The sequence below is a fragment of the Pseudomonas sp. DF5 genome (assembly GCF_058148225.1).
In genome coordinates, this window is record NZ_JBYVYM010000007.1 from 195,681 (window position 1) to 214,969 (window position 19,289).

The window sequence follows — 19,289 nt, forward strand, 5'->3', positions numbered from 1 at the left end:
GGTTGTGGCTTATACCCGGACAGGAATCACATGAACGAAACCTTGGGCCTGGCAGGGGCGGCAGCTGCGCTGGGGATCGGCATGCTCGTCGGCCTTGAACGTGAACGGCACAAGGGGCGTGGGGACAGTCGCGCCTGTGCCGGATTGCGTACGTTCGCGATCACCGCGTTGCTGGGTTATGTGGCGATGCAAATCGGTGGTGGTTTGCTGGTGGGCATCATGGCGGTTTCGGTGGCCTTGCTGGTCACTGTGGCTTACTGGCGAAGCCTGGGCACTGACCCTGGTGTCACCAGTGAAGTGGCGTTATTCACGGTATTGGCATTGGGGGCTTTGTGTAACAGCGCGCCCGAACTGGCCATCGCCATCGGCGTGGTAGTGGCGGGGCTGCTGACGTATCGCCAAAAACTGCATCATTTTGCGCGCAGCCAATTGACTGAAGGGGAGATGCGCGACGGTCTGGTGCTGTTGGTCGCGGCCCTGGTGGTATTGCCATTGGCGCCGGATCGCTTTATCGGCCCCTATGCCGCCATCAATCTGCGCACCATTTGCACCCTGACGGTGTTGCTGATGGCCGTCGGGGCGGTCGGGCATATTGCCGTTCGTACCCTGGGTGCCCGTTACGGCTATGTGGTCAGCGCCATCGCCTCCGGGTTTGCTTCCAGCATCGCGACCATCGCCGCGATGGGGCACCTTGTCGCCAAGGAGCCAGGCAACATCAAAGTCTTGAGTGCGGCAGCGATGCTGTCCAACCTGGCTACCATCATTCAGGTCGGCCTGATCCTGGGGGCGGTCGACATCGGTCTATTGCGCTACATGTGGGGGCCGCTGTTGTTGGGTGCCGCCGCCACGGCGCTGTATGGCTTGAGCCTGATGTTGCCCAAACCTGCGAGTGGCGACAATCAGCCGGTCAAGGTCGGCGGTGCGTTCAACCTCAAGCTGGCGTTGGTCATCGCATTGACCATGACCGGCGTTACCTTTGTGTCTTCGATGGTGCTCAATCACTTTGGTGAAGTGGGCGTGATGGTCACGACGACGCTCACCGGTTTCGCCGATACCCATTCTTCGACGGCGTCCATTGGCGCCCTGGCCAAGGCCGGGCTGTTGCCGTTCGACGCCATTGCCGGGCCCACGCTGGTTGCCGTCAGCAGTAACTCCCTGAGCAAATGCCTGGTGGCCTGGGTCAGCGGCGGGCGACGGTTCGCCGCGTATGTCATTCCCGGCCAGGTCTTGCTGACGTTGGCGATGTGGGCGGGCATGTTGCTGCATTAACGGGCATACGCGCGCTGTAGCTGACAAAGATCAAGTCGCCTGAATCTGCTGCGATCACTCTAGGGTTCTACTCATTGCATCGAGATGGCCGCGTGCCGAGGTGTCCCATGTCGCAGACTCAGCGTTTACTGTTGATCGCCCCCCATTCCATGACCCGTACTCCGGCGTTCGACCGGGCCGCCGCGTTGGCTCGCGCGATGCAATCGCCGCTGCACATCGTGGCATTCGATTACTTGCAGGCCCTGGCCGTCGCCGGTCTGTTTGCCCCCGAGCAAATTGCCCAGGCCCGGGAAGGCTATTTGCAAACCCATCGGCAATGGCTTGCCGAGCAAGCCCATTTGATAAGCAAACACGGCGTCGAGGTCACCAGCGAGGTGGTGTGGGTACAGCACCCTTACGAGGAAATCCTGCAATTCGTCAACGAGATGTCACTGAGCCTGATCATCAAGGACGCCCAGGAGGAGTCGGCGTTGAAGCGGGTGTTTTTCACACCGCTGGATTGGCAGTTGTTGCGCGATTGCCCGGTGCCGGTGCATTTGGTGACCAACGCCCGGAACGCGCGGCCACGTAACGTGCTGGCCATCGTCGATGTGTTGCGTAGCGAAGAGCAGGATCTGGTGTTCAATGACCAGATCATCGACGCCGCCACCAAGCTGGCTGAGCAGTGCGAGGCGCAGATCGAGTTGGTGCATGCGTATGACTGGACAGCCGTGTATGCCCTGGACATGGGCGTTGGCGCACTCCCGTTGGCCTCCGGTCTTTACGAAGCCATGGGCACCGCGCAACACCAGGCGTTTACGGCGCTGGCCGAGCGTCACGGCGTGCCGTCGCAGCGTCGGCACTTCGTCGAAGGCGCGCCAGTGCCGAGTATTTGCAAGTTCGCCGAGGACCATCACACCGATGTCATTGTGATGGGGACGGTGCAGCACTCGGGGTTAAACAAGTTATTGGGGACCACTGCCGAACAGCTCTTGCACAGAGCCCCTTGCAGTGTGCTGGCGATCAAACCCGACAGGTCGTTGTAACCCTGAACGTAGACTTGCCCCACGGCGGACCGTTGGCCGGTACGTCGTGGGGCAATCGGCTTTACGACATATACAGACGATGAATGACCTGACGGCTGTCGTTGGGATCATTGTGCCGATCGAAACCCAAGGCCTTGGCCAGGTCGCGCATGGGGGTATTGCTTGCGGCGTCGACCGAATACATCTGATTGAAACCGTTCCTGCGGGCCGCCTTGATCAGATGCTCCATCAAAATGGTGCCCAGGCCCAGGTTTTGCCATTCATCAGCGACCGTCACCGCACACTCACACTCATGTTCCGCTGTGGCGGCGTAGCGGCTGACGCCGATTTCGATCAATTTGCCATTTTCGTGAACCAGCGCGATGTAGGCCATGCGCTGTTTGTTGTCGGTGTCCATCAACTGATCGAGCATGGCGCCGCCGGGTTCGTTGATCTGCGCGAGAAAGCGCATGTGCCGGGACTCGGGCGACAGGCGTTTGATGAAGGCATATTCAAGATCGCGGTCCTTTTCCAGCAAGGGCCTGATCAGCACATGGCGGCCGTCCCTGAGCGCTTCGATCCAGTATTTTCCAGTGACCGAGGCATAGGCGGCCGCGGCCCGATCATTGTGTTCTTTGACTGAGAGCATGGACGGTCCTCCATCCTGTTTGAAAAAGCGGATGCGTGGAAATCAGTCACGCGGTCGATTCCTTTTTACGCTGCTGGCAGCCGTTGAATCTGATCTGGATCAGACACCCGTCACGAGGGCGTTCATTGGCGGGTATTTGATGTAAATCAACCTGGGGGAGGGGGCAACGAGCGCAGTCTTGGCCCATGCCGGCGCGTAAGGACCGGTTTCGAGCGGAGGTGTGAGATGGGGCAATATCAACGTTTGTTACTGATCGCCGACCGGACCCTGCATCAGTCCCCTGCCTTGCTCCGTGCCGTCGCGCTGGCCAAGGCGAGCGGGGCCGCGCTGGATGTGCGGGCCTTTGTCGATCCGGCACCGATTGTTCATTTGTGGGAAGAAAAAATCGATGAAGCCGGGTATCAGCGCTACCTGCGCCACTGTCATCGATGGGTGGCCGACGAAGTCGAGCGGCTCAGTGGGCAGGGTGTGACAGTAACGGTTGAAGCGGTCTTCACCACCCATCCGCTGCTGGATATTTTGAAGACCGTCGAAGACCTCAAGCCCGACCTGCTGATCAAGGACGTCACGCTGGAACCGGCGCTCAAACGGGTGTTTATCACCCCGCTCGATTGCCACCTGCTTCGTGAATGCCCGGTCCCCGTGCACTTGGTCAACCAGATCCGTTACGCACTGCCGCACCGGGTGGTGGCCGCCGTGGATCCGTTCGATCCGGCGACGCAAATCAGTGGTCTGAACGACACCATCATCCAGACCGCCAACGCACTGGCGCTGCAATGCGACGCACCACTGCACCTGCTGTACGCCTATGACTTGTCGCCGGCGTTCAATGGCGATGCACCGCTGATCGCCGGTGGCTGGGGGGTGGACTTCGTCGAGGAATTGCGCGAATCCCTGCACCGGGCGTTTATCACCCTGGCGGATCGCTATGGTGTTCCTCCCGAGCGTCGGCACTTTGTCATGGGCCTGCCGGTGCCGGTGATCAGTGAGTTTGTCGAGCAATACCTGGCGGATGTGGTGGTGATGGGCACTGTCCATCGCGTGGGGATCGACCGGTTGATTGGCAGCAACACCGAGCGGGCGTTGTACTCGGTACCGGGCAGCATTCTGGCGGTCAGGCAGCCGGGTTCGAGCGTCGCGCGGTAAGCCGATCGCTGGCCGGCCATTAGTTGATAAAAATCAGAGCCGCATGGCGAGAGCCCCTCGATACTTGAGCCACAACCTGAAGCTATCCAGATGAGGTGGGTGAGGGTGAAAATTCAACGTTTGCTACTGATTGCCCCGACCGAAATGATCCGCACCCCGGCGTTCGATCGGGCGCGGGCCCTGGCCTGTGCAACCGGTGCGGTGCTGCACATTGTCGCTTTCGATTATGTCCAGGCGCTGGCGGCGGCCGGCCTGTTTGACCACGACGCAATGGCCCAGGCGCGGGAAGGTTACTTGCAGGTACATCGTCAATGGCTGGAGCAGCAAGCCCGGTTTCAACGATGCGAAGGCGTGCAAGTGAGCACTGAAGTGGTGTGGGCCAGACCGACCCTGGCGCATCTGCTGGAGTACGTGAATGACTTCCATGCAGACCTGGTGATCAAGGACACCCACCGCGTATCAGCACTCGATCGCGCCTTCCATCGTCCGCTGGACTGGCAGTTGCTGCGCGACTGTCCGGCGCCCTTGCACCTGGTCTTCGATGCCACAAATCCCAAGCCGTTGAGCATACTGGCGACCATCGATTTGTCCCATCTGGAAGAGCTGACCCAAGGGCTCAATGATCGGATTCTCGACTTGGCCTCGAGCCTGGCCGAACCCTGCGGCGCCACCTTGCACCTGCTCAATGTCAGCGGCTGGTCGGAGCTGGGGGAGGCTGAAGTGAACGTGCCGACCGCGACGTTGGCTAGCAGTTTGAGAGACGCGGTCAGCGATGCTCAGCTGGAGGCCTTTGAGGCGCTTGCCGACCGCTACGGCATCGAGAAACAACAGCGCCATTTGCTGCCCGGCACTCCCGCCGAGGTGATTGCCCGTTTCGCACAACAAGGTGCCTTCGACATGGTGGTGTTGGGAACGACCTACCATCGCGGGATCGATATATTCATCGGCAGCACGGCCGAAAGTGTGTTGAACCGGTCACCTTGCAGCCTGACGATCGTCAAGCCCCGGCTAGACTGAAAAGATTAACCCGTGTGGCCCCGGTTGATAAAAATCAACTGCCCATGGGCGTAAAGGAGCGATCAATAGCGCTCCATGAATGCGCAAGGAAACGGCCATGCGAATGACATTTCTCGGTGCTGCGGGCACGGTTACGGGCAGCAAGTACCTGCTGGAACATCGCGACCAGCATGTGCTGATCGATTGCGGCCTGTTCCAGGGCTATAAACAATTGCGCTTGCACAACTGGGACCCATTCCAGCTGCCGGTTCGCGACCTCGAAGCCATTGTGCTGACCCACGCTCATCTGGATCACAGCGGCTACCTGCCGGTATTGGTGCGCAACGGTTATCGTGGCCCGGTGTATGCCACGCCAGCCACCTGTGAACTGGTGAAAATCCTGCTGCGCGACAGCGGCCGCTTGCAGGAAGAAGAGGCCGAGTTCGCCAATCGCCATGGCTTCTCCAAACACTCTCCGGCCTTGCCGCTGTACACCGAGCAAGACGCTGAGCGGGCATTGAAGTTGCTGCGGCCGGTGCAGTTGCACCATCGGGTCGATATTGTTCCGGGGATGAGCATTCTGTTGCGCGGTGCCGGACATATTCTTGGCGCAGCGACGCTGGAAGTCGTCGCCGATAGCGTCACGGTTGTGTTCTCCGGGGATCTGGGGCGACCGAACGATCCATTGATGTTTGCCCCGGAGACGATCGAGCAGGCCGATTATCTGCTGGTGGAGTCGACCTACGGTGACCGTCGGCACCCCGACGAGCCCCCGGAGGATCAACTGGCCGAAGTCATCACCCGTACCGCGCTGCGCCATGGCATCACGCTGGTGCCATCGTTCGCGGTCGGTCGCGCGCAATTGCTGATGTACCACCTGTATCGCTTGCAACAGAAACACGCGATTCCCGACCTGCCGATCTACCTCAACAGCCCCATGGCCACCGACGTCACGCGTTTGTACCAGCGCTTTCGCAGTGAACACCGGTTGTCCCTGGAGGAGTGCGAAGGCATGTGCCGTGTCACGCGTTTTGTGCGCTCAACCAGAGATTCCATCGACCTGGACCAGCAGCGCACACCGGCGGTGATCATCGCCGCCAGCGGCATGGCCACTGGCGGGCGGGTGCTGCACCACCTCAAGGCGCTGGCGCCCAACCCGATCAACACGTTGCTGGTGCCGGGTTTTCAGGCGGGCGGTACCCGCGGCGCGCAGATCATCGCAGGCGCTCCGTCGGTACGTATTCACGGTAAAGACGTGCCCATCCGCGCCGAAGTGGTGCCGATGGAAACCCTGTCCGCCCACGCTGACGCCGATGAAATCATGGCGTGGTTGCGTGGTTTCAAGCGGCCACCGAAACACACCTATGTGGTACATGGAGAACCCAACGCTTCGGATGTATTGCGCCGGCGCATCAGCCTGGAGCTGGGTTGGTCGGTCTCGGTGCCGGAGTACCGCGACACTGTGGAGCTGAGTCCTCTTTAGCGCTCTGTCGACTACAAAAAAGGACCACTAAAAAAGCCCCTGGCTGATTTGTTTCGCCACGCGAGCCGTCTATTTCGAGAACTTTCGTGCCCCGGCCACGCAAAGAATCACCGCCACGGTCACCCCCAGCATGGCAAGGCTGACCTGCTCATGCAGCAACGTGGCAGCCAGTGCCAGGCCGAAAAACGGCTGCAGCAACTGAAGCTGGCCGACGGCGGCAATCCCGCCCTGAGCCAGCCCGCGGTACCAGAACACAAAGCCAATCAACATGCTGAACAGCGAGACGTAAGCCAGGCTCAACCAAGCAGGCGGAGTAATTGCCGAGAGCGAAGGCGGGGTCAGGAACCAGGTCAGCGGGGCCATGACGGGCAGCGACAGCACCAGCGCCCAGCAAATCACCTGCCAGCCTCCCAGTGTCTTTGAAAGCTTCGCGCCTTCGGCATAGCCCAATCCGCACGCCAGGATCGCCAGCAGCATCAGAATGTCCCCCGCAGGAGACGCCGTCAGGCCTTGGGAGACGGCAAATCCCACCACCAGCAGGCTTCCCAGCACCGAGAAAAACCAGAACACCGGCCGGGGCCGCTCGCCACCGCGCCAGACCCCGAACGCTGCGGTGGCGAGCGGCAACAGGCCAACGAAGACGATGGAGTGCGCAGACGTTACATATTGCAGGGCCAGTGCAGTCAGCAGCGGAAACCCTAATACAACGCCCAGGGCCACGATGGCCAGGGAGAACAGTTGATGCCTGGCCGGGCGTTTTTCCTTGAACAGCAACAGCAAGCACAGCGCCACAATGGCAGCGATACTGGCCCGGGCAACCGTCAGGAGGACCGGGTCGAACTGTAGAACGGCCACCCGTGTCGCCGGCAGCGAGCCGCTGAAGATGAGCACGCCAATGAACCCGTTGAGCCATCCGCTCGCGGTCTTTTCCGTGGTGTGCTGTTGCAGGTTCGATGTGCGTTCCATTCTGGATCCCCTTCATGCTCAGGTTGCATGGAAGGCATCGTATGGACGAAACTCAATACAATCAAAATATTGTCATGGATACATCTGCTCATGCCTCGTTCCCGCTACAAATCACTGGTGGATACGTTTGCCGCGGATATTCGCTCAGGGCGCCTGTTGCCGGGCACACGCTTGCCGACTCACCGTCAGTTGGCGACCACGGAAGGCCTGGCCCTGGTGACGGCAAGCCGGGTCTATGCGGAGCTGGAAGCCATGGGCCTGGTCAGCGGGGAGACGGGGCGGGGGACGTTCGTCAGGGAAACCTCGTGGTCGCCCAACCAGGCTATCGATCAACACAGCGTTGCTGCCGGCATGACCGACCTGAACTTCAACTACCCGGCGCTTCCCGGGCAGGCAGAACTGTTGCGCAATGCCCTGCGCCAACTCGCCTCGGCCGGCGATCTGGAGGCGTTGCTGCGCTACCAGCCACACGCCGGGCGACCCCATGAGCGCGCCGCTGTGGCGCGCCATCTGCGCGTTCGAGGGCTGACGGTCGAAGCCGAGCAAGTGCTGATCGTCACCGGCGCCCAGCAAGGGCTGGCGGTGACGATGATGGCGCTGTTGCAACCCGGTGACGTGATTGCCGCGGACGCGTTGACCTATCCGGGGTTCAAGGCCCTGGCCGACACGCTGCACCTTGAAATCGTGCCCATTCCGGTGCTCGATCACGGGCCGGATCTGCAAGCGCTGGAAAGCCTGTGCCGGCATCGACGGGTGCGGGCCGTGTACACGATGCCGACCCTGCACAATCCGCTGGGCTGGGTAATGAGTGCCGAACAACGCGAATACCTGGTGACGATTGCGCGCGAGCATGGGCTGCTGATCATTGAAGACGCCGCTTACGCCTTCCTCGCCGAGAATCCACCCGCACCGCTGGCGGTACTCGCCCCCGAGAGGACGATTTATGTGTCAGGGCTCTCCAAAAGCGTGGCCACCGGACTGCGCGTCGGCTTCGTCGCCGCCCCCCTGCAGAACGTGCCCGCGCTGGAGCGCACAATCAAAGCGACCACCTGGAATACCCCGGGTGTGATGACGGCGATTGCCACCACCTGGCTTGACGACGGCACCGTCATGCAACTGGAAGCCGAAAAGCGTCGGGACGCGCAGGCCAGGCAAATCGTGGCCGGCGAGGTACTGGCGGGGCTGCGCTGTATTGGCCATCCGTCGTCGTATTTTCTATGGCTGCCATTATCGGAAGACGCACGGGCCGACCAGATCGCCATGGCGTTGATGCGGGAAAACGTCTCAGTTTCAACCGCCGAACCCTTTGCCACTTCGGCCAACGTTCCGCATGCGTTTCGCCTGGCGCTGGGCTCCGTGGAGATGGGGGCGCTCAGGGAGGCGCTGGAGAAAGTGAAGTGGGTGGTGGGGGCTTTTACCTAGGGGTGGCGCAAATGCCGTCAACCAAGCGCAATACCTGTGGGAGCGGGCTTGCCCGCGAAGGCGCAGTGCCCGGCAACATCAATGTCGACTGACACTCCCTCTTCGCGGACCATCGTCAGCAAGATCTACCTAACTCACTCGATCGCCTGATCCCCCGGGTGGATGACGTTCCTGCTTGAAGAAACCCGGAAAGTCCTCAGCGTCGAGGGCTTTCCTGTGGTCAGTAAAACGCCTTTATTCCAACAACTAGCGCATTACAATTTCACTGAATTTGACGGTAAGCATCTCATCATTCCCATCCCGAAATGCCAACTTGATCGCTGGTGTTTTGCTGAGCTTGCTGTTGCTCTGCTGGAAGATCAGCGTAACGCGTGTCGATACATTGCGAATCAGTTGAAAGCGTAGCCGGGCGCTGTCCTCGACCTGGCCCACCCGGATCGACTCGAACTCGAGCGGACCGCCGGATTCGTCGAACAACCGGGTGCCGTCGTCGAAGCGAAAACTGCGGTCCATGTTCAGGTTGGTCAGTTCAAACGTGCAGGTAGGGAGTCGGCCGATATTTTCGCAACCTTCCAGTTCTATGCGAATGTTATCCAGCACTTCCATGCGCTTGCCGAGCAGATTGTTACCTTCGTTTTCGACGATTTTGGCTTGCAGTTTGGCGAACTCGAAAGAAGGCTTGGCGAATTCGGTGCCCAGGATGAAGAAGCCGAAAGACAAGCCGGCGATCATGAAAAACTGCAACGCGCCGCGGAGCATCGGCGTGAAATTACGAATCTGCCAGCCTATTGAAACAGCGCCCAGAAACAGAAATGTACTCACCAGTAACACCACGTTTTTCCAGCTGATAAAGCTGAAACCGAACACGCTCGGATCCGGCACGGCGTAGGTGATCAACGCCCACATAATGCCCAGCACAACGCTGAGGCCTGTCATGCCACGGGTGACCAACGTTGTGAATTTCTGAGTGCGGGTAAGCGGTATAGCTGAATTTTGCTGGGATATCACGGTGCTGATTCCTTGTTCCGTAGCCGATCGTCCGTCCTTGAAGGTGACTGTCAGGCTGTAGCAATAGAAAACCTCGAGAAATCAAGGTCAGGGCCTGATTGTGGCGGGGTGCCATTATCCAGTAATAGTGGGGCGGGTAAAGACGTGGGTGTACCAATCACGAGTAGGTGAATGGCTCAAGAAAGGTTTGCGGATCAATGCAGAGCCTTAAGCCATAAGGAATGACTGAATAGCCGTCGTAGCGACCCGAGGCGCGGGGCTCTTGAAGAGCTGGGGCTCGGCCGGGCTGGAATAACCCTCGAATATTTGCTTAAGTCCAGCTATCGCAGCCACACGGGTGCAGCACTTCAATCCCTGAAGGGCGTCCCACCCGGAGAACTCCATGCCTCTTCGATTCCCGCGTTTAGCCGCATTGCTCGCCATCCTCACGATCGGCGTCTTGCCCTGTGCCCAAGCCGTTGAATACACCCGGGTCAACACCACCGCCAGCAAGATCTCCTTCACCTATAACCAGTTCGGCTCCAGGGTGTACGGCACCTTCGGAAAATTCGACGCCACGCTCGATTTCGACACGGCAAACCCCACCGCGGCCCACGCCAGGCTGACCATCGATCTTGCCAGCATCGACGCCGGCAGCAGCGATGCCAATGCCGAACTGCAAAAGCCTGCCTGGTTCAACACGGCGGACTATCCGGTGGCCACCTTTGAATCGACCCGGGTGAAAGCGCTGGGCAATCAGCGCTATCTGATCACCGGCAAACTTAACCTCAGGGGCATGACGCGTGAGCTGCAGGTAAAGGTGCTGTTGAAGCCGGAGCAGGCCATCGGGATTTTCGATGGCAATATCATTCTCAAACGCAGTGACTTCAAGATCGGGGAGGGGGAGTGGGCCGATACGGTGGTCTCCAACGACATCGACATCCGCTTCCGCATCGTCGCGCCGCAGCGTTGATTTTCCTGCGAGGGGCTCGATCTGTGACAATGGCCGGGCTGATGTTCAGTAAGCCTTGATCCGGAGTCAGAAACGCAATGCCCCAGCTCACCCACTTTGCCACTCCATGCCCGGAGCCCATCAACAGCCAGATTCTGCAGATGGTCGTCGACAACCTGACCGACATCAGCATGGTAGGCATCGCGCCGAGCAACCCGTTGTACAACGTCTATCAATACGCGGTGGGCTATGAGGTTCATCTGTACCTGGAAGCGCTCGGCGGCGCCAAAGGCATTGCGGTCGAATTGATCGTCGCCATGGATGACGAAGATCCCGAGAAGGTCATCGGGTTTTTGCTGTACCTGCCGGTCAAGGACGATCCCGAGGCCTGCGGCGTGGCCTATATGGCGGTGCAGGCCAGCCATCGGCGGCGGGGTGTCGCGCGGGCGATGCTGCAAGACATGCTCGGTCGCTACCCGCATGCCGAGTTGACATGCACCGTCGCCAAAGTGCCCTGGTTCGAGTCGATGGGCTTTCAAGTGCTGGGCGTGCGCGGCACTCAGGTGCTGATGAACACCCGGGATCACGCCACTGAAGGCCTGATGGGCCTGTTGGATGTCACCTCGATCTACAGTTCTTTGGAGGTGCGGCAGATACATACGTATCTGCTGCAAAAACACGGCAAGCGGGCAATGATCGATGCAGAGAAGCAACGTGACCGGCATCTCGACCAAGTGACGCGCAACGCCAAGGCGTTTGTGCTGGATCGTTTGAGCAAAAACGCCGAGCGCGGGTCTCGTCCCGTCTAGACTGCCAAGTCCTTTCAGGCGCGCAGGCTGGCCGAGGCGTGATATTCTGTCGCATTAACTTGGTTTGACCTATTCGGTTCGTGCGTCCACAGACGTGCGACAGAATCAATGTCGCTCAAGTAGCTGAGCCAATAATGATAAAAAGTCAGTGCACGAGGGACATATAACTGAGGTCGATGGAGACACGTCGGCCTTGTGTGCCCACCTTCAAATCTTTCTGAATGCAGAAACCCGCGGCACGCTGCCTGCGTACCCGTGAACCTGGGTTGCTCATGAATGAGGGTTGGAGGCGGATGGCGTTTATCATAGGTGCTACAAATGTTTAAGAAACTGAACACAGCCCTGCTGGGGCTGGCTTTGTCGATGGGGATCACGTCCGCTTACGCGGAGGCAAAGAAAGTTGATGTGCTGCTCATTGGCGGCGGCATCATGAGTGCAACGCTGGGTGTATGGCTCAATGAGCTGGAACCCGATTTGTCGATGGAAATGGTCGAGCGCCTCGACGGCGTTGCCCTGGAAAGTTCCAACGGCTGGAACAACGCCGGTACCGGTCACTCCGCCCTGGCTGAATTGAACTACACCCCGGAAGACGAGAACGGCAAAGTTCAGATCACGAAAGCCGTTGAAATCAACGAAGCCTTCCAGATCTCCCGTCAGTTCTGGGCCTGGCAAGTTCAGCAAGGCGTGCTGAAGAACCCGCGTTCGTTCATCAACTCCACTCCGCACATGAGCTTTGTGTGGGGCGATGACAACATCAAATTCCTGAAAAAGCGCTACGAAGCCCTGCAAGCAAGCCCGCTGTTCGCCGGCATGCAGTACTCCGAAGACCCGGCTGTGATCAAGAAGTGGGTTCCGCTGATGATGGAAGGGCGTGACCCGAACCAGAAGGTCGCGGCCACCTGGAGCCCGCTCGGTAACGACATGAACTTTGGCGAGATCACCCGCCAGTTCGTCGCGCACCTGCAAACCACACCGAAGTTCGACTTGAAACTGTCTAGCGAAGTGCAAGACATCACCAAGAACGCAGACGGCAGCTGGCGCGTCAGCTACAAAAACCTGAAAGACGGCACCGAAACCGAAACCGACGCCAAGTTCGTGTTCATCGGCGCGGGCGGCGGTGCACTGCACCTGCTGCAGAAGTCCGGCATTCCTGAAGCCAAGGAATACGCAGGCTTCCCGGTTGGCGGTTCGTTCCTGGTCACCGATAACCCGGCCATCGCCGAACAACACCTGGCCAAGGCCTACGGCAAAGCCTCCGTTGGCGCACCGCCAATGTCGGTTCCGCACCTGGACACCCGTGTCCTGGACGGCAAGCGCGTCATCCTGTTTGGCCCATTCGCGACCTTCAGCACCAAGTTCCTCAAAGAAGGCTCGTACCTGGACCTGCTGACCACCACTACCACACATAACGTGTGGCCAATGACCCGCGTCGGCATCAAGGAATACCCACTGGTCGAGTACCTCGCAGGCCAACTGATGCTGTCTGACGAAGACCGCCTCAATGCCCTGAAAGAATACTTCCCGAACGCCAAAGCTGAAGACTGGCGCCTGTGGCAAGCCGGCCAGCGCGTGCAAATCATCAAGCGTGATGAAGCCGCTGGTGGCGTGCTGAAGTTGGGTACCGAGATCGTTGCTTCGCAAGACGGCACCATCGCCGGCCTGCTGGGCGCATCGCCAGGCGCATCGACTGCCGCACCGATCATGCTGACCGTGCTGCAGAAAGTGTTCAAGGACAAGGTTGCGACCCCTGCCTGGCAAGAAAAGCTGCACCAGATCGTGCCTAGCTATGGCACTCAGCTGAACAGCAGCCCTGAGAAAGTGGCTCAAGAGTGGGCCTACACCGCCAAGGTGCTGGAGCTGACTCCGCCACCGGTGATTGGTCAGGCAGCGGCTCCTGCTGCTCCGGCTGAGAAGCCTAAGGCTGTGAAAGAAAATGCTGCGACGGATATGGCTCTGTAACTAGAGGCCTAATCGAAAAGCCCACTGAACCGGTGACGGTCAGTGGGCTTTTTTGTGTCTGGGATTCAGCTCTGGCAGGTAGCGCAATACCTGAGTTTGGCGCGTTTTTTGTGGCGAGGGCGCTTGCCCCCGTTGGGCTGCGAAGCAGACCTGAAGAGAACGGTTTCACTCATCGCCATGCATCAATTCCAGGCTTTTTATCCATTTATCCGTAGCCTCAAACCTTGCGTAATACGCCTGCTTTTCTGGATCACTCAGTTGAGTGAAGAAGGGGAGGAAGTAGTTGTCATTGTAGTAACCCTGAGCGCCTTGCATATCACCTCCCCACCAGGAAGGGTTGTACCCCTCGAACGCTATCCAGGGCGGCGGTACGGCCAATTCTTCACGCTGAATGATGTTCAGAAAATCGACTCTGTTGGTAACCATCCGAATCGTTGTGGCGTTAAATTCTCCATCGGATTTGATGTAAATCAGGTGCTCGTTTTCCTGGATGTCTGAATAGCGCTTTACGGGGTGGTCGTTGAATGGCTTTTCAGCCTCGAATCTGAAATTCGATTCCACGAGTGCCGAGAATTTATGAACGTCTTTATTGCTGATTAAAAAAGCAGAGTAATAGGCCGAGACATCGACACTCTCCAAAGACGTCACTAGCGGATAGCCGGTCAGCAGCCGGGTGAGGCGTGATAAAGGCTCAGTAAAAACCGACTTCAACTCTGGTATGGAATAACCGACGATTTGCTCTTCCTGGCCCCGTCGCACGAAGGTTTTGATGCGATTGAACATGCTCATTCCCTGTCCTCGATCCTTGAGATTACCAATCAACCTTGTCCGTTTTTGAGCGCTGAACAGATAGGCGTGCTGCTCCGCTTTCCACGCATCCGGGTACGCAAAAAATCGCAAAAAATAAATCCGTCCCCATATTTCCCATATTTCACTTCGTTTACGGCTTGCTCAAGTCGGGCCAACCCTATGACTCGAAACTTGCGCTTGCCCAGTGAGGTTCAAGACGGTATCTACGTGTTCGTGGTGTTCGTGTGTCGCAGATATCGCCGATACAAAACGACACCCATGACAACCGAAAGCAACCCGACCCCCGCATTACCCAAAAGCCAAATCGCAAAGTTCCGACTTTGGTCTGCCTCACTCTCGTAGAACGGCCCAAAGTAGCCAGACACTGCCACGAATATCAAATTGAACACCCCAACGGCCAAGGCAACAACAAGGATGACGAACAATGCCCCTTTAACTATTTTCATATGACCTTCCAAAACCATATTTCCTTCGACTCGTGGTAGTCGGAGAAGCTGCCCTCAATGGAAAAACCCAACTGAATACGAGGGTAGCTCAGCCAGTCCGTTAATCTACGCCCGTTCCATAGATCGATATGATCGCCGCTGCGATTGCCGAAGGTCTCGTTGCCTCGGCGCCAGAAGACCTTGAAGAAAAATGATCCCTTGCTGCCCTTCAAGATCATCCTCGAAGTCCTTTGGCTTTATCTTTTTGACGGCGTGCAGGCCGGGAATTTTGGCTTGGCTTTATTCGTGCTGAGCACTCCGGCGAGGAGGTTGGTCCGTGCCGGGGCGGTGTCGGCACCAATCGATAGACCGCTATTGGCTTGTTAACTGCCTGCCAAGAACTGCCATAAGCGTCCCATTCATGGCCTGAAGTCGCCTGTTGCTCACGTCCCCTGGACCTGATCCGCGCTTTTTCGCCTCACCTGCCACTATCACCGCAATCGACGTGGATCTAAAGTCAGGGGCGCACTTTCAGGGGACTTCCAGTCATGTACAGCTCGCTTGCCATACCGAGCACCGCTCGCCAATTGCATGACCGGATCTATGCTGGCGAGATCATTCGCTTCACTGACCTGCCGCCCATGACGACGCTGGTGGAATATACACGTGCGTTCCTCGAAGACGCGCTGCATCCCTGGTCGCCGCAACAGATCCATCACCATTTGAGCCACCCTGAGCAGACTGAGCGCTTTGCGAAAATTCAGAACGACTTCGCAGGCTTGTCAGAGATCCAGCAGTGCTGGCAGGACGTCGTGCAAAGCCTTGGCATCGCCCCCGATACCCTGGCGTGCGATCGCCTGCATTTGCGTTTTCAGCCGCATTGCGAGCCAGGGCAGTCGACGCCGCGTGCCCGCACGACGGCCACCATCGCGTTTCACCGCGATACCTGGGGGTCGAATATCTATGCGCAAACCAACTGGTGGGCGCCCATCTATCCCATCGCGGCAGGGCGTACCGTCGCCTTGTATCCAGGCCTCTGGCAGCGACCGCTGGGTAATTCAAGCGCAGATTTCGATATGCGCGCCATTTTGCGGCGATCCCATCGAGACGGCCGCAATGCCGTGGATGCCGACGAAGCCATTCCACATCTGCTGGAAGCGATCGACCCGCAGGAGGGGATTGCCGTCGATATCGCTCCGGGGAGCCTGATCGCCTTTTCCGGGGCTCATGCCCATGCCGGCGTCGGCAATAGCACCGGGCTGACACGCATCTCTTTCGAGACCCGATCAATACTGATCGCCGACCTGTTGGCCGGATTGGGAGCGCCCAATGTCGATGGTCATGCACCGTGGAAGACTATTGGACTGTTTCGCCGAATGAACGATGCGCAGCGCCTGAATGAGATCCTTGGCTGCGGCTTTATCGAGCCCTATCTGCGGCCAGCAGAGCCCTGACGCTGACGCCGCTAGTCGCTTGGGGAACTCCCGGTGTGCTTGCGGTGAAGCCATTGCCGCGGTCCGGAAAAGAAACCGCGGCGACCGATCAATCAGGCGGCGGGGAGCAGGCCTTTCTGTTTGGCGACATGAGTCGCCAGTGCGTCCATCAACTCCGGGGACAGGCAGTCATAGGGTTCCAGGCCGATCGAGCGCAAGCGCTCGCGGATAGCCTTCATTTGCGCTGGCGGTGTGCCGGTTTCGATGATGGAGGACACGAACGCCGCGAATCCCGGCGCAGCCCATCCGCGCTGTGGCGAAAGCTCTGTGTGGACGAAGTCCAGGCCATAAAACGCATGGTCCTTGTTCTCGATGCGCCCAAATAGATGGGCGTGACACTGCTTGCAGGCGTGGCGTTGGATGGTGGCGGATTCGTCGACAATCTCCAGTTTTTCGCCGTGGGCAATGACGCTGACCTTATCTCGAGGCACCACGGCGATAACGGCGAATGTCGCGTTTTTGGGTTTCCAGCATTTGCTGCAGCCGCACGCGTGGTTATACAAAGTTTGTGCGTCGATCTTGACCTCGACCTTGTCGGTCGCACACAGGCATTGCAGGGTGCCACCTGTAAAATTCGCGGCGGCGGGTTGGATGCCATTGTCCAGTGCAGGGTGAAGTTGCAAGGTGCTCATGCTGGCGTCTCCGTTTCAGGGTGTCAGACAAAAGTGCCTGGGGCCGTGCCCCAGGCCGGTAGTTCATCGGAACTCGATGACGGCGCGGATCGATTTGCCTTCATGCATCAGATCGAACCGCGGCGGATTTCGAAAAGGGCACAGTGCATAAACGAGTGACCTCCTTCGGTGCGACCGGTTGGTTACCCAGATCAAGAATAGTCTGCAACGGACTACTGGCCGCCAGTCAATTGTGTCCAAAGAATCAGGGACAATTCATAATGCTGTCCATCTCCATTAACACCTCCAAGATCGACACCCATGCCTGAAGAGTTCGAAGTCCCCAGCCCACACGAGCAACATATTGAGCACACCACCCATCATGCGCATGCACAAGGCGACAGCTTTGCCAGCAAGATTGCGGTGATGACAGCCATCATGGCGACCGTCGGCGCCCTGATGAGCTATCAGGCCGGCTCAACGGAGAATGAGGCGGCCATGGACAAAAACAACGCCGCTATCCAGAAAACCGAAGCCGCCAACGAGTGGAGTTACTACCAGGCCAAGTCCAGCCGGCAGAACCTGTCGGATCTGGCAAGCCATCTCCCAGGGCTGGATTCCGCCCATTATGTTGCTGAGGCGCGGCGGTATGGGGAACAGAAGGAGGAGGCGCGCAAGAAGGCTGAAGCATTCGAACAACGGGCAAGGGAGTGGGACGAGAAGTCAGAGCAGGCGTTGCATCAGCATCACCGCTGGGCCCAGGCAATGACAGCGATTCAAATAGCAATTTCACTGGCGGCCATTACCTTGCTGACGCGTAAGGAATGGCTCAAGCGGATCTCGTTTGGGGCCGCGGGTGTTGGCGTCATGTTGGGCTCGCTGGCTTGGCTGCATATCTAAGCGAGGCGCTCAGAAGTTCGCCTGTCGAATGCGACTGCTGAACGATTTAGCCAATCTGTTGCATCGACCGGTTGAATCCACAGCCAAATGCAGACGTTCGCCGTTGGCTCCTAACACCCCGAAAGGGGGACATCCCACCAGGAATCAAACCTTTTTTTTGCCCAATGAATCAGCCCATTTATTGGCGAATCTATACAGAGGGAAGAACGACTCCGAAAGCTCCATACCCAGTGGAGTGAGCCCGTAACCGCCCTCGTTTGACTCAATGAAACCTGCCCCACGAAGTTCGTTGACCCTACTTTGCAAGACAGTGGGCGAGATATCGCCACACACACTTCGCAGTGCACGGGAACTGAGTGAACCGTGCTGAAGCTCCCAAAGGATCCTCAACGCCCATTTCTGTCCGAGCACATCCAAAAGTGCCATGATTGGGCGACGCCCACTCATCATTTGCAAACCCAAGCTGTGATCATCATTCATGCATATGGCCCTTGCTCGCTACAGATAATGTAGCAAATACTAGCGCTACACATTTGATAGCGAAGGGTACATCATGACTCGAATCAAAACACTCGAAAAACCCTACACGGAAGGCCTCCAGGCGACGTTTGACAAAATAATGGGAGAGGGCGTCCCACCACTGTTGTTGTTCACCACCATCGCCACCAGCGAAAGGGCATGGCGGAAGTTCACGGCTGGTTCACTGCTGGATGGAAACCTGCTGACGCTTCGTCAGCGGGAGCTAATCATCAATAGGGTCTGCGCACTTACCGGATGCGAATATGAGTGGGGTGTGCACGTTATGGCTTTCGCAGAGCGGGCCGGATTGACGAGAGACGATATCGGCCACACCTTGGATTATCCGCTCCGGGCGGAGCACTGGACGGAGGAAGAGGCGGTGCTGCTGGCTACTATTGATGCCCTGCACAACCGCGCTACCTTGACTGAAGCGGAATTTCAGGCCACTCGACGATACCTCGATGATGATCAAATCCTTGAACTGCTGATGCTGGCGGGCTTCTATCGAACGGTATCGTATATCGCCAATAGCCTGACCCTTGCCCTTGAACCAAACGCGGCGAGATTCCGTGATTTTCGGCATGAAGCAGCGCAATCGTCTTAGGCTGACGACTCGCTTTCTGGTCATGAGCTGCCCCCGCGAAGGGCAGCTATGGGTACGGATACAGCCCTTGGTGACAGGCAGAGATCGACCAAAAGTGGACGGTGGACAAGGTGATGGCAAATGAGTAGTGTCACGGATGCTGCTTTCGACTCTAGAGGGCAGCAGGGCTCGCCGTCATCCATGTAGCGTTTCTCCCTGAGCAATGTCGCATTTACCGCGACCACCTCTAAGCTAGACAAGGACTTACAGGACGACAAGGGGAGTTATACGACACGCCATCGCGAT

Annotated in this window: 20 protein-coding genes; 12 read left to right on the forward strand and 8 right to left on the reverse strand. The window is 58.3% G+C overall.

Features of this window, described 5'->3' with window-relative positions; translation table 11 throughout:
* The first annotated feature begins 30 nt into the window (after positions 1-30).
* Together AC30D7_RS09275 and AC30D7_RS09280 are read left to right on the forward strand one after the other, a co-directional pair.
* Entirely contained in the window at positions 31-1,269 is a 1,239-nt protein-coding gene (locus tag AC30D7_RS09275; RefSeq protein WP_490133829.1) for an MgtC/SapB family protein, read from the forward strand.
* Positions 1,270-1,376: 107 nt separating this feature from the next.
* Positions 1,377-2,294 carry a universal stress protein gene (locus AC30D7_RS09280; protein WP_490133830.1) on the forward strand — a complete coding sequence of 306 codons (918 nt, stop codon included), beginning with the start codon at positions 1,377-1,379 and terminating at the stop codon, positions 2,292-2,294.
* Positions 2,295-2,355: 61 nt separating this feature from the next.
* Here the strand turns inward: AC30D7_RS09280 and AC30D7_RS09285 are convergent, their stop codons facing one another.
* The gene (locus AC30D7_RS09285) at positions 2,356-2,922 is read right to left on the reverse strand and encodes a GNAT family N-acetyltransferase (protein ID WP_490133831.1); all 567 of its coding nucleotides are present in this window, start codon (positions 2,920-2,922) and stop codon (positions 2,356-2,358) included.
* 225 nt (positions 2,923-3,147) lie between these two features.
* Here AC30D7_RS09285 and AC30D7_RS09290 point away from each other — a divergent pair, with 225 nt between their 5' ends.
* From AC30D7_RS09290 to AC30D7_RS09300, 3 genes are all read left to right on the forward strand, one after another.
* The gene (locus tag AC30D7_RS09290) at positions 3,148-4,068 is read left to right on the forward strand and encodes a universal stress protein (RefSeq protein ID WP_490133832.1); all 921 of its coding nucleotides are present in this window, start codon (positions 3,148-3,150) and stop codon (positions 4,066-4,068) included.
* Positions 4,069-4,173: 105 nt separating this feature from the next.
* Entirely contained in the window at positions 4,174-5,085 is a 912-nt protein-coding gene (locus AC30D7_RS09295) for a universal stress protein (protein WP_490133833.1), read from the forward strand.
* A 97-nt stretch (positions 5,086-5,182) separates the two neighbouring features.
* Positions 5,183-6,547 carry an MBL fold metallo-hydrolase RNA specificity domain-containing protein gene (locus AC30D7_RS09300; protein ID WP_490133834.1) on the forward strand — a complete coding sequence of 455 codons (1,365 nt, stop codon included), beginning with the start codon at positions 5,183-5,185 and terminating at the stop codon, positions 6,545-6,547.
* A gap of 69 nt (positions 6,548-6,616) precedes the next feature.
* Here the strand turns inward: AC30D7_RS09300 and AC30D7_RS09305 are convergent, their stop codons facing one another.
* Positions 6,617-7,513: a DMT family transporter gene (locus AC30D7_RS09305; protein WP_490133835.1), complete on the reverse strand. Its 897-nt coding sequence runs from the start codon at positions 7,511-7,513 to the stop codon at positions 6,617-6,619.
* A 90-nt stretch (positions 7,514-7,603) separates the two neighbouring features.
* Between AC30D7_RS09305 and AC30D7_RS09310 the strand changes: the two genes are divergently transcribed.
* Positions 7,604-8,935 (forward strand): aminotransferase-like domain-containing protein, encoded by a 1,332-nt coding sequence (locus tag AC30D7_RS09310; RefSeq protein ID WP_490133836.1) that lies wholly within the window; start codon positions 7,604-7,606, stop codon positions 8,933-8,935.
* Positions 8,936-9,181: 246 nt separating this feature from the next.
* Here AC30D7_RS09310 and AC30D7_RS09315 read toward each other — a convergent pair whose 3' ends face one another.
* Positions 9,182-9,871 (reverse strand): hypothetical protein, encoded by a 690-nt coding sequence (locus AC30D7_RS09315; protein WP_490133837.1) that lies wholly within the window; start codon positions 9,869-9,871, stop codon positions 9,182-9,184.
* A 454-nt stretch (positions 9,872-10,325) separates the two neighbouring features.
* Here AC30D7_RS09315 and AC30D7_RS09320 point away from each other — a divergent pair, with 454 nt between their 5' ends.
* The 3 genes from AC30D7_RS09320 (at position 10,326) to mqo (ending at position 13,642) form a co-directional block, all read left to right on the forward strand.
* Positions 10,326-10,895, forward strand: coding sequence for a YceI family protein (locus AC30D7_RS09320; protein WP_204124340.1), 570 nt, complete (start codon positions 10,326-10,328; stop codon positions 10,893-10,895).
* A 77-nt stretch (positions 10,896-10,972) separates the two neighbouring features.
* The gene (locus AC30D7_RS09325; protein WP_490133838.1) at positions 10,973-11,683 is read left to right on the forward strand and encodes a GNAT family N-acetyltransferase; all 711 of its coding nucleotides are present in this window, start codon (positions 10,973-10,975) and stop codon (positions 11,681-11,683) included.
* A gap of 318 nt (positions 11,684-12,001) precedes the next feature.
* The gene (gene mqo / locus AC30D7_RS09330; protein WP_490133839.1) at positions 12,002-13,642 is read left to right on the forward strand and encodes a malate dehydrogenase (quinone); all 1,641 of its coding nucleotides are present in this window, start codon (positions 12,002-12,004) and stop codon (positions 13,640-13,642) included.
* A 165-nt stretch (positions 13,643-13,807) separates the two neighbouring features.
* Here mqo and AC30D7_RS09335 read toward each other — a convergent pair whose 3' ends face one another.
* The 3 genes from AC30D7_RS09335 to AC30D7_RS09345 all read right to left on the reverse strand — a co-directional run bounded on the left by AC30D7_RS09335 (position 13,808) and on the right by AC30D7_RS09345 (position 15,116).
* The gene (locus AC30D7_RS09335) at positions 13,808-14,425 is read right to left on the reverse strand and encodes a hypothetical protein (RefSeq protein WP_490133840.1); all 618 of its coding nucleotides are present in this window, start codon (positions 14,423-14,425) and stop codon (positions 13,808-13,810) included.
* 230 nt (positions 14,426-14,655) lie between these two features.
* On the reverse strand, positions 14,656-14,898 hold the full coding sequence (locus AC30D7_RS09340; protein ID WP_490133841.1) for a hypothetical protein: 243 nt from the start codon (positions 14,896-14,898) through the stop codon (positions 14,656-14,658).
* On the reverse strand, positions 14,895-15,116 hold the full coding sequence (locus AC30D7_RS09345; protein ID WP_490133842.1) for a T6SS effector amidase Tae4 family protein: 222 nt from the start codon (positions 15,114-15,116) through the stop codon (positions 14,895-14,897). The genes AC30D7_RS09340 and AC30D7_RS09345 overlap by 4 nt, the downstream gene beginning before the upstream one ends.
* Before the next feature lie 309 nt (positions 15,117-15,425).
* Here AC30D7_RS09345 and AC30D7_RS09350 point away from each other — a divergent pair, with 309 nt between their 5' ends.
* Entirely contained in the window at positions 15,426-16,331 is a 906-nt protein-coding gene (locus tag AC30D7_RS09350; RefSeq protein ID WP_490133843.1) for a hypothetical protein, read from the forward strand.
* 92 nt (positions 16,332-16,423) lie between these two features.
* Here AC30D7_RS09350 and gfa read toward each other — a convergent pair whose 3' ends face one another.
* Positions 16,424-17,002, reverse strand: a complete 579-nt coding sequence (gene gfa / locus AC30D7_RS09355; protein ID WP_490133844.1) for an S-(hydroxymethyl)glutathione synthase — start codon at positions 17,000-17,002, stop codon at positions 16,424-16,426.
* Between the two features lie 300 nt (positions 17,003-17,302).
* Between gfa and AC30D7_RS09360 the strand changes: the two genes are divergently transcribed.
* Positions 17,303-17,881, forward strand: coding sequence for a DUF4337 domain-containing protein (locus AC30D7_RS09360; RefSeq protein WP_019579485.1), 579 nt, complete (start codon positions 17,303-17,305; stop codon positions 17,879-17,881).
* Between the two features lie 144 nt (positions 17,882-18,025).
* Here the strand turns inward: AC30D7_RS09360 and AC30D7_RS09365 are convergent, their stop codons facing one another.
* Entirely contained in the window at positions 18,026-18,361 is a 336-nt protein-coding gene (locus tag AC30D7_RS09365) for a winged helix-turn-helix transcriptional regulator (protein ID WP_490133845.1), read from the reverse strand.
* Positions 18,362-18,434: 73 nt separating this feature from the next.
* Between AC30D7_RS09365 and AC30D7_RS09370 the strand changes: the two genes are divergently transcribed.
* Complete coding sequence (locus tag AC30D7_RS09370) at positions 18,435-19,004, forward strand: carboxymuconolactone decarboxylase family protein (RefSeq protein WP_028940206.1); 570 nt, start codon at positions 18,435-18,437, stop codon at positions 19,002-19,004.
* Positions 19,005-19,289 lie beyond the last annotated feature (285 nt).

Coding starts and splice junctions, on each gene's coding strand:
- AC30D7_RS09280 (WP_490133830.1), top strand. CDS start 1,377: ATGTCGCAGACTCAGCGTTTACTGTTGATCGCCCCCCATTCCATGACC.
- AC30D7_RS09360 (WP_019579485.1), top strand. CDS start 17,303: ATGCCTGAAGAGTTCGAAGTCCCCAGCCCACACGAGCAACATATTGAG.
- gfa (WP_490133844.1), bottom strand. CDS start 17,002: ATGAGCACCTTGCAACTTCACCCTGCACTGGACAATGGCATCCAACCC.
- AC30D7_RS09370 (WP_028940206.1), top strand. CDS start 18,435: ATGACTCGAATCAAAACACTCGAAAAACCCTACACGGAAGGCCTCCAG.
- AC30D7_RS09275 (WP_490133829.1), top strand. CDS start 31: ATGAACGAAACCTTGGGCCTGGCAGGGGCGGCAGCTGCGCTGGGGATC.
- AC30D7_RS09340 (WP_490133841.1), bottom strand. CDS start 14,898: ATGAAAATAGTTAAAGGGGCATTGTTCGTCATCCTTGTTGTTGCCTTG.
- AC30D7_RS09300 (WP_490133834.1), top strand. CDS start 5,183: ATGCGAATGACATTTCTCGGTGCTGCGGGCACGGTTACGGGCAGCAAG.
- AC30D7_RS09345 (WP_490133842.1), bottom strand. CDS start 15,116: ATGATCTTGAAGGGCAGCAAGGGATCATTTTTCTTCAAGGTCTTCTGG.
- mqo (WP_490133839.1), top strand. CDS start 12,002: ATGTTTAAGAAACTGAACACAGCCCTGCTGGGGCTGGCTTTGTCGATG.
- AC30D7_RS09325 (WP_490133838.1), top strand. CDS start 10,973: ATGCCCCAGCTCACCCACTTTGCCACTCCATGCCCGGAGCCCATCAAC.
- AC30D7_RS09305 (WP_490133835.1), bottom strand. CDS start 7,513: ATGGAACGCACATCGAACCTGCAACAGCACACCACGGAAAAGACCGCG.
- AC30D7_RS09320 (WP_204124340.1), top strand. CDS start 10,326: ATGCCTCTTCGATTCCCGCGTTTAGCCGCATTGCTCGCCATCCTCACG.
- AC30D7_RS09335 (WP_490133840.1), bottom strand. CDS start 14,425: ATGTTCAATCGCATCAAAACCTTCGTGCGACGGGGCCAGGAAGAGCAA.
- AC30D7_RS09350 (WP_490133843.1), top strand. CDS start 15,426: ATGTACAGCTCGCTTGCCATACCGAGCACCGCTCGCCAATTGCATGAC.
- AC30D7_RS09310 (WP_490133836.1), top strand. CDS start 7,604: ATGCCTCGTTCCCGCTACAAATCACTGGTGGATACGTTTGCCGCGGAT.
- AC30D7_RS09315 (WP_490133837.1), bottom strand. CDS start 9,871: ATGACAGGCCTCAGCGTTGTGCTGGGCATTATGTGGGCGTTGATCACC.
- AC30D7_RS09365 (WP_490133845.1), bottom strand. CDS start 18,361: ATGAATGATGATCACAGCTTGGGTTTGCAAATGATGAGTGGGCGTCGC.
- AC30D7_RS09285 (WP_490133831.1), bottom strand. CDS start 2,922: ATGCTCTCAGTCAAAGAACACAATGATCGGGCCGCGGCCGCCTATGCC.
- AC30D7_RS09290 (WP_490133832.1), top strand. CDS start 3,148: ATGGGGCAATATCAACGTTTGTTACTGATCGCCGACCGGACCCTGCAT.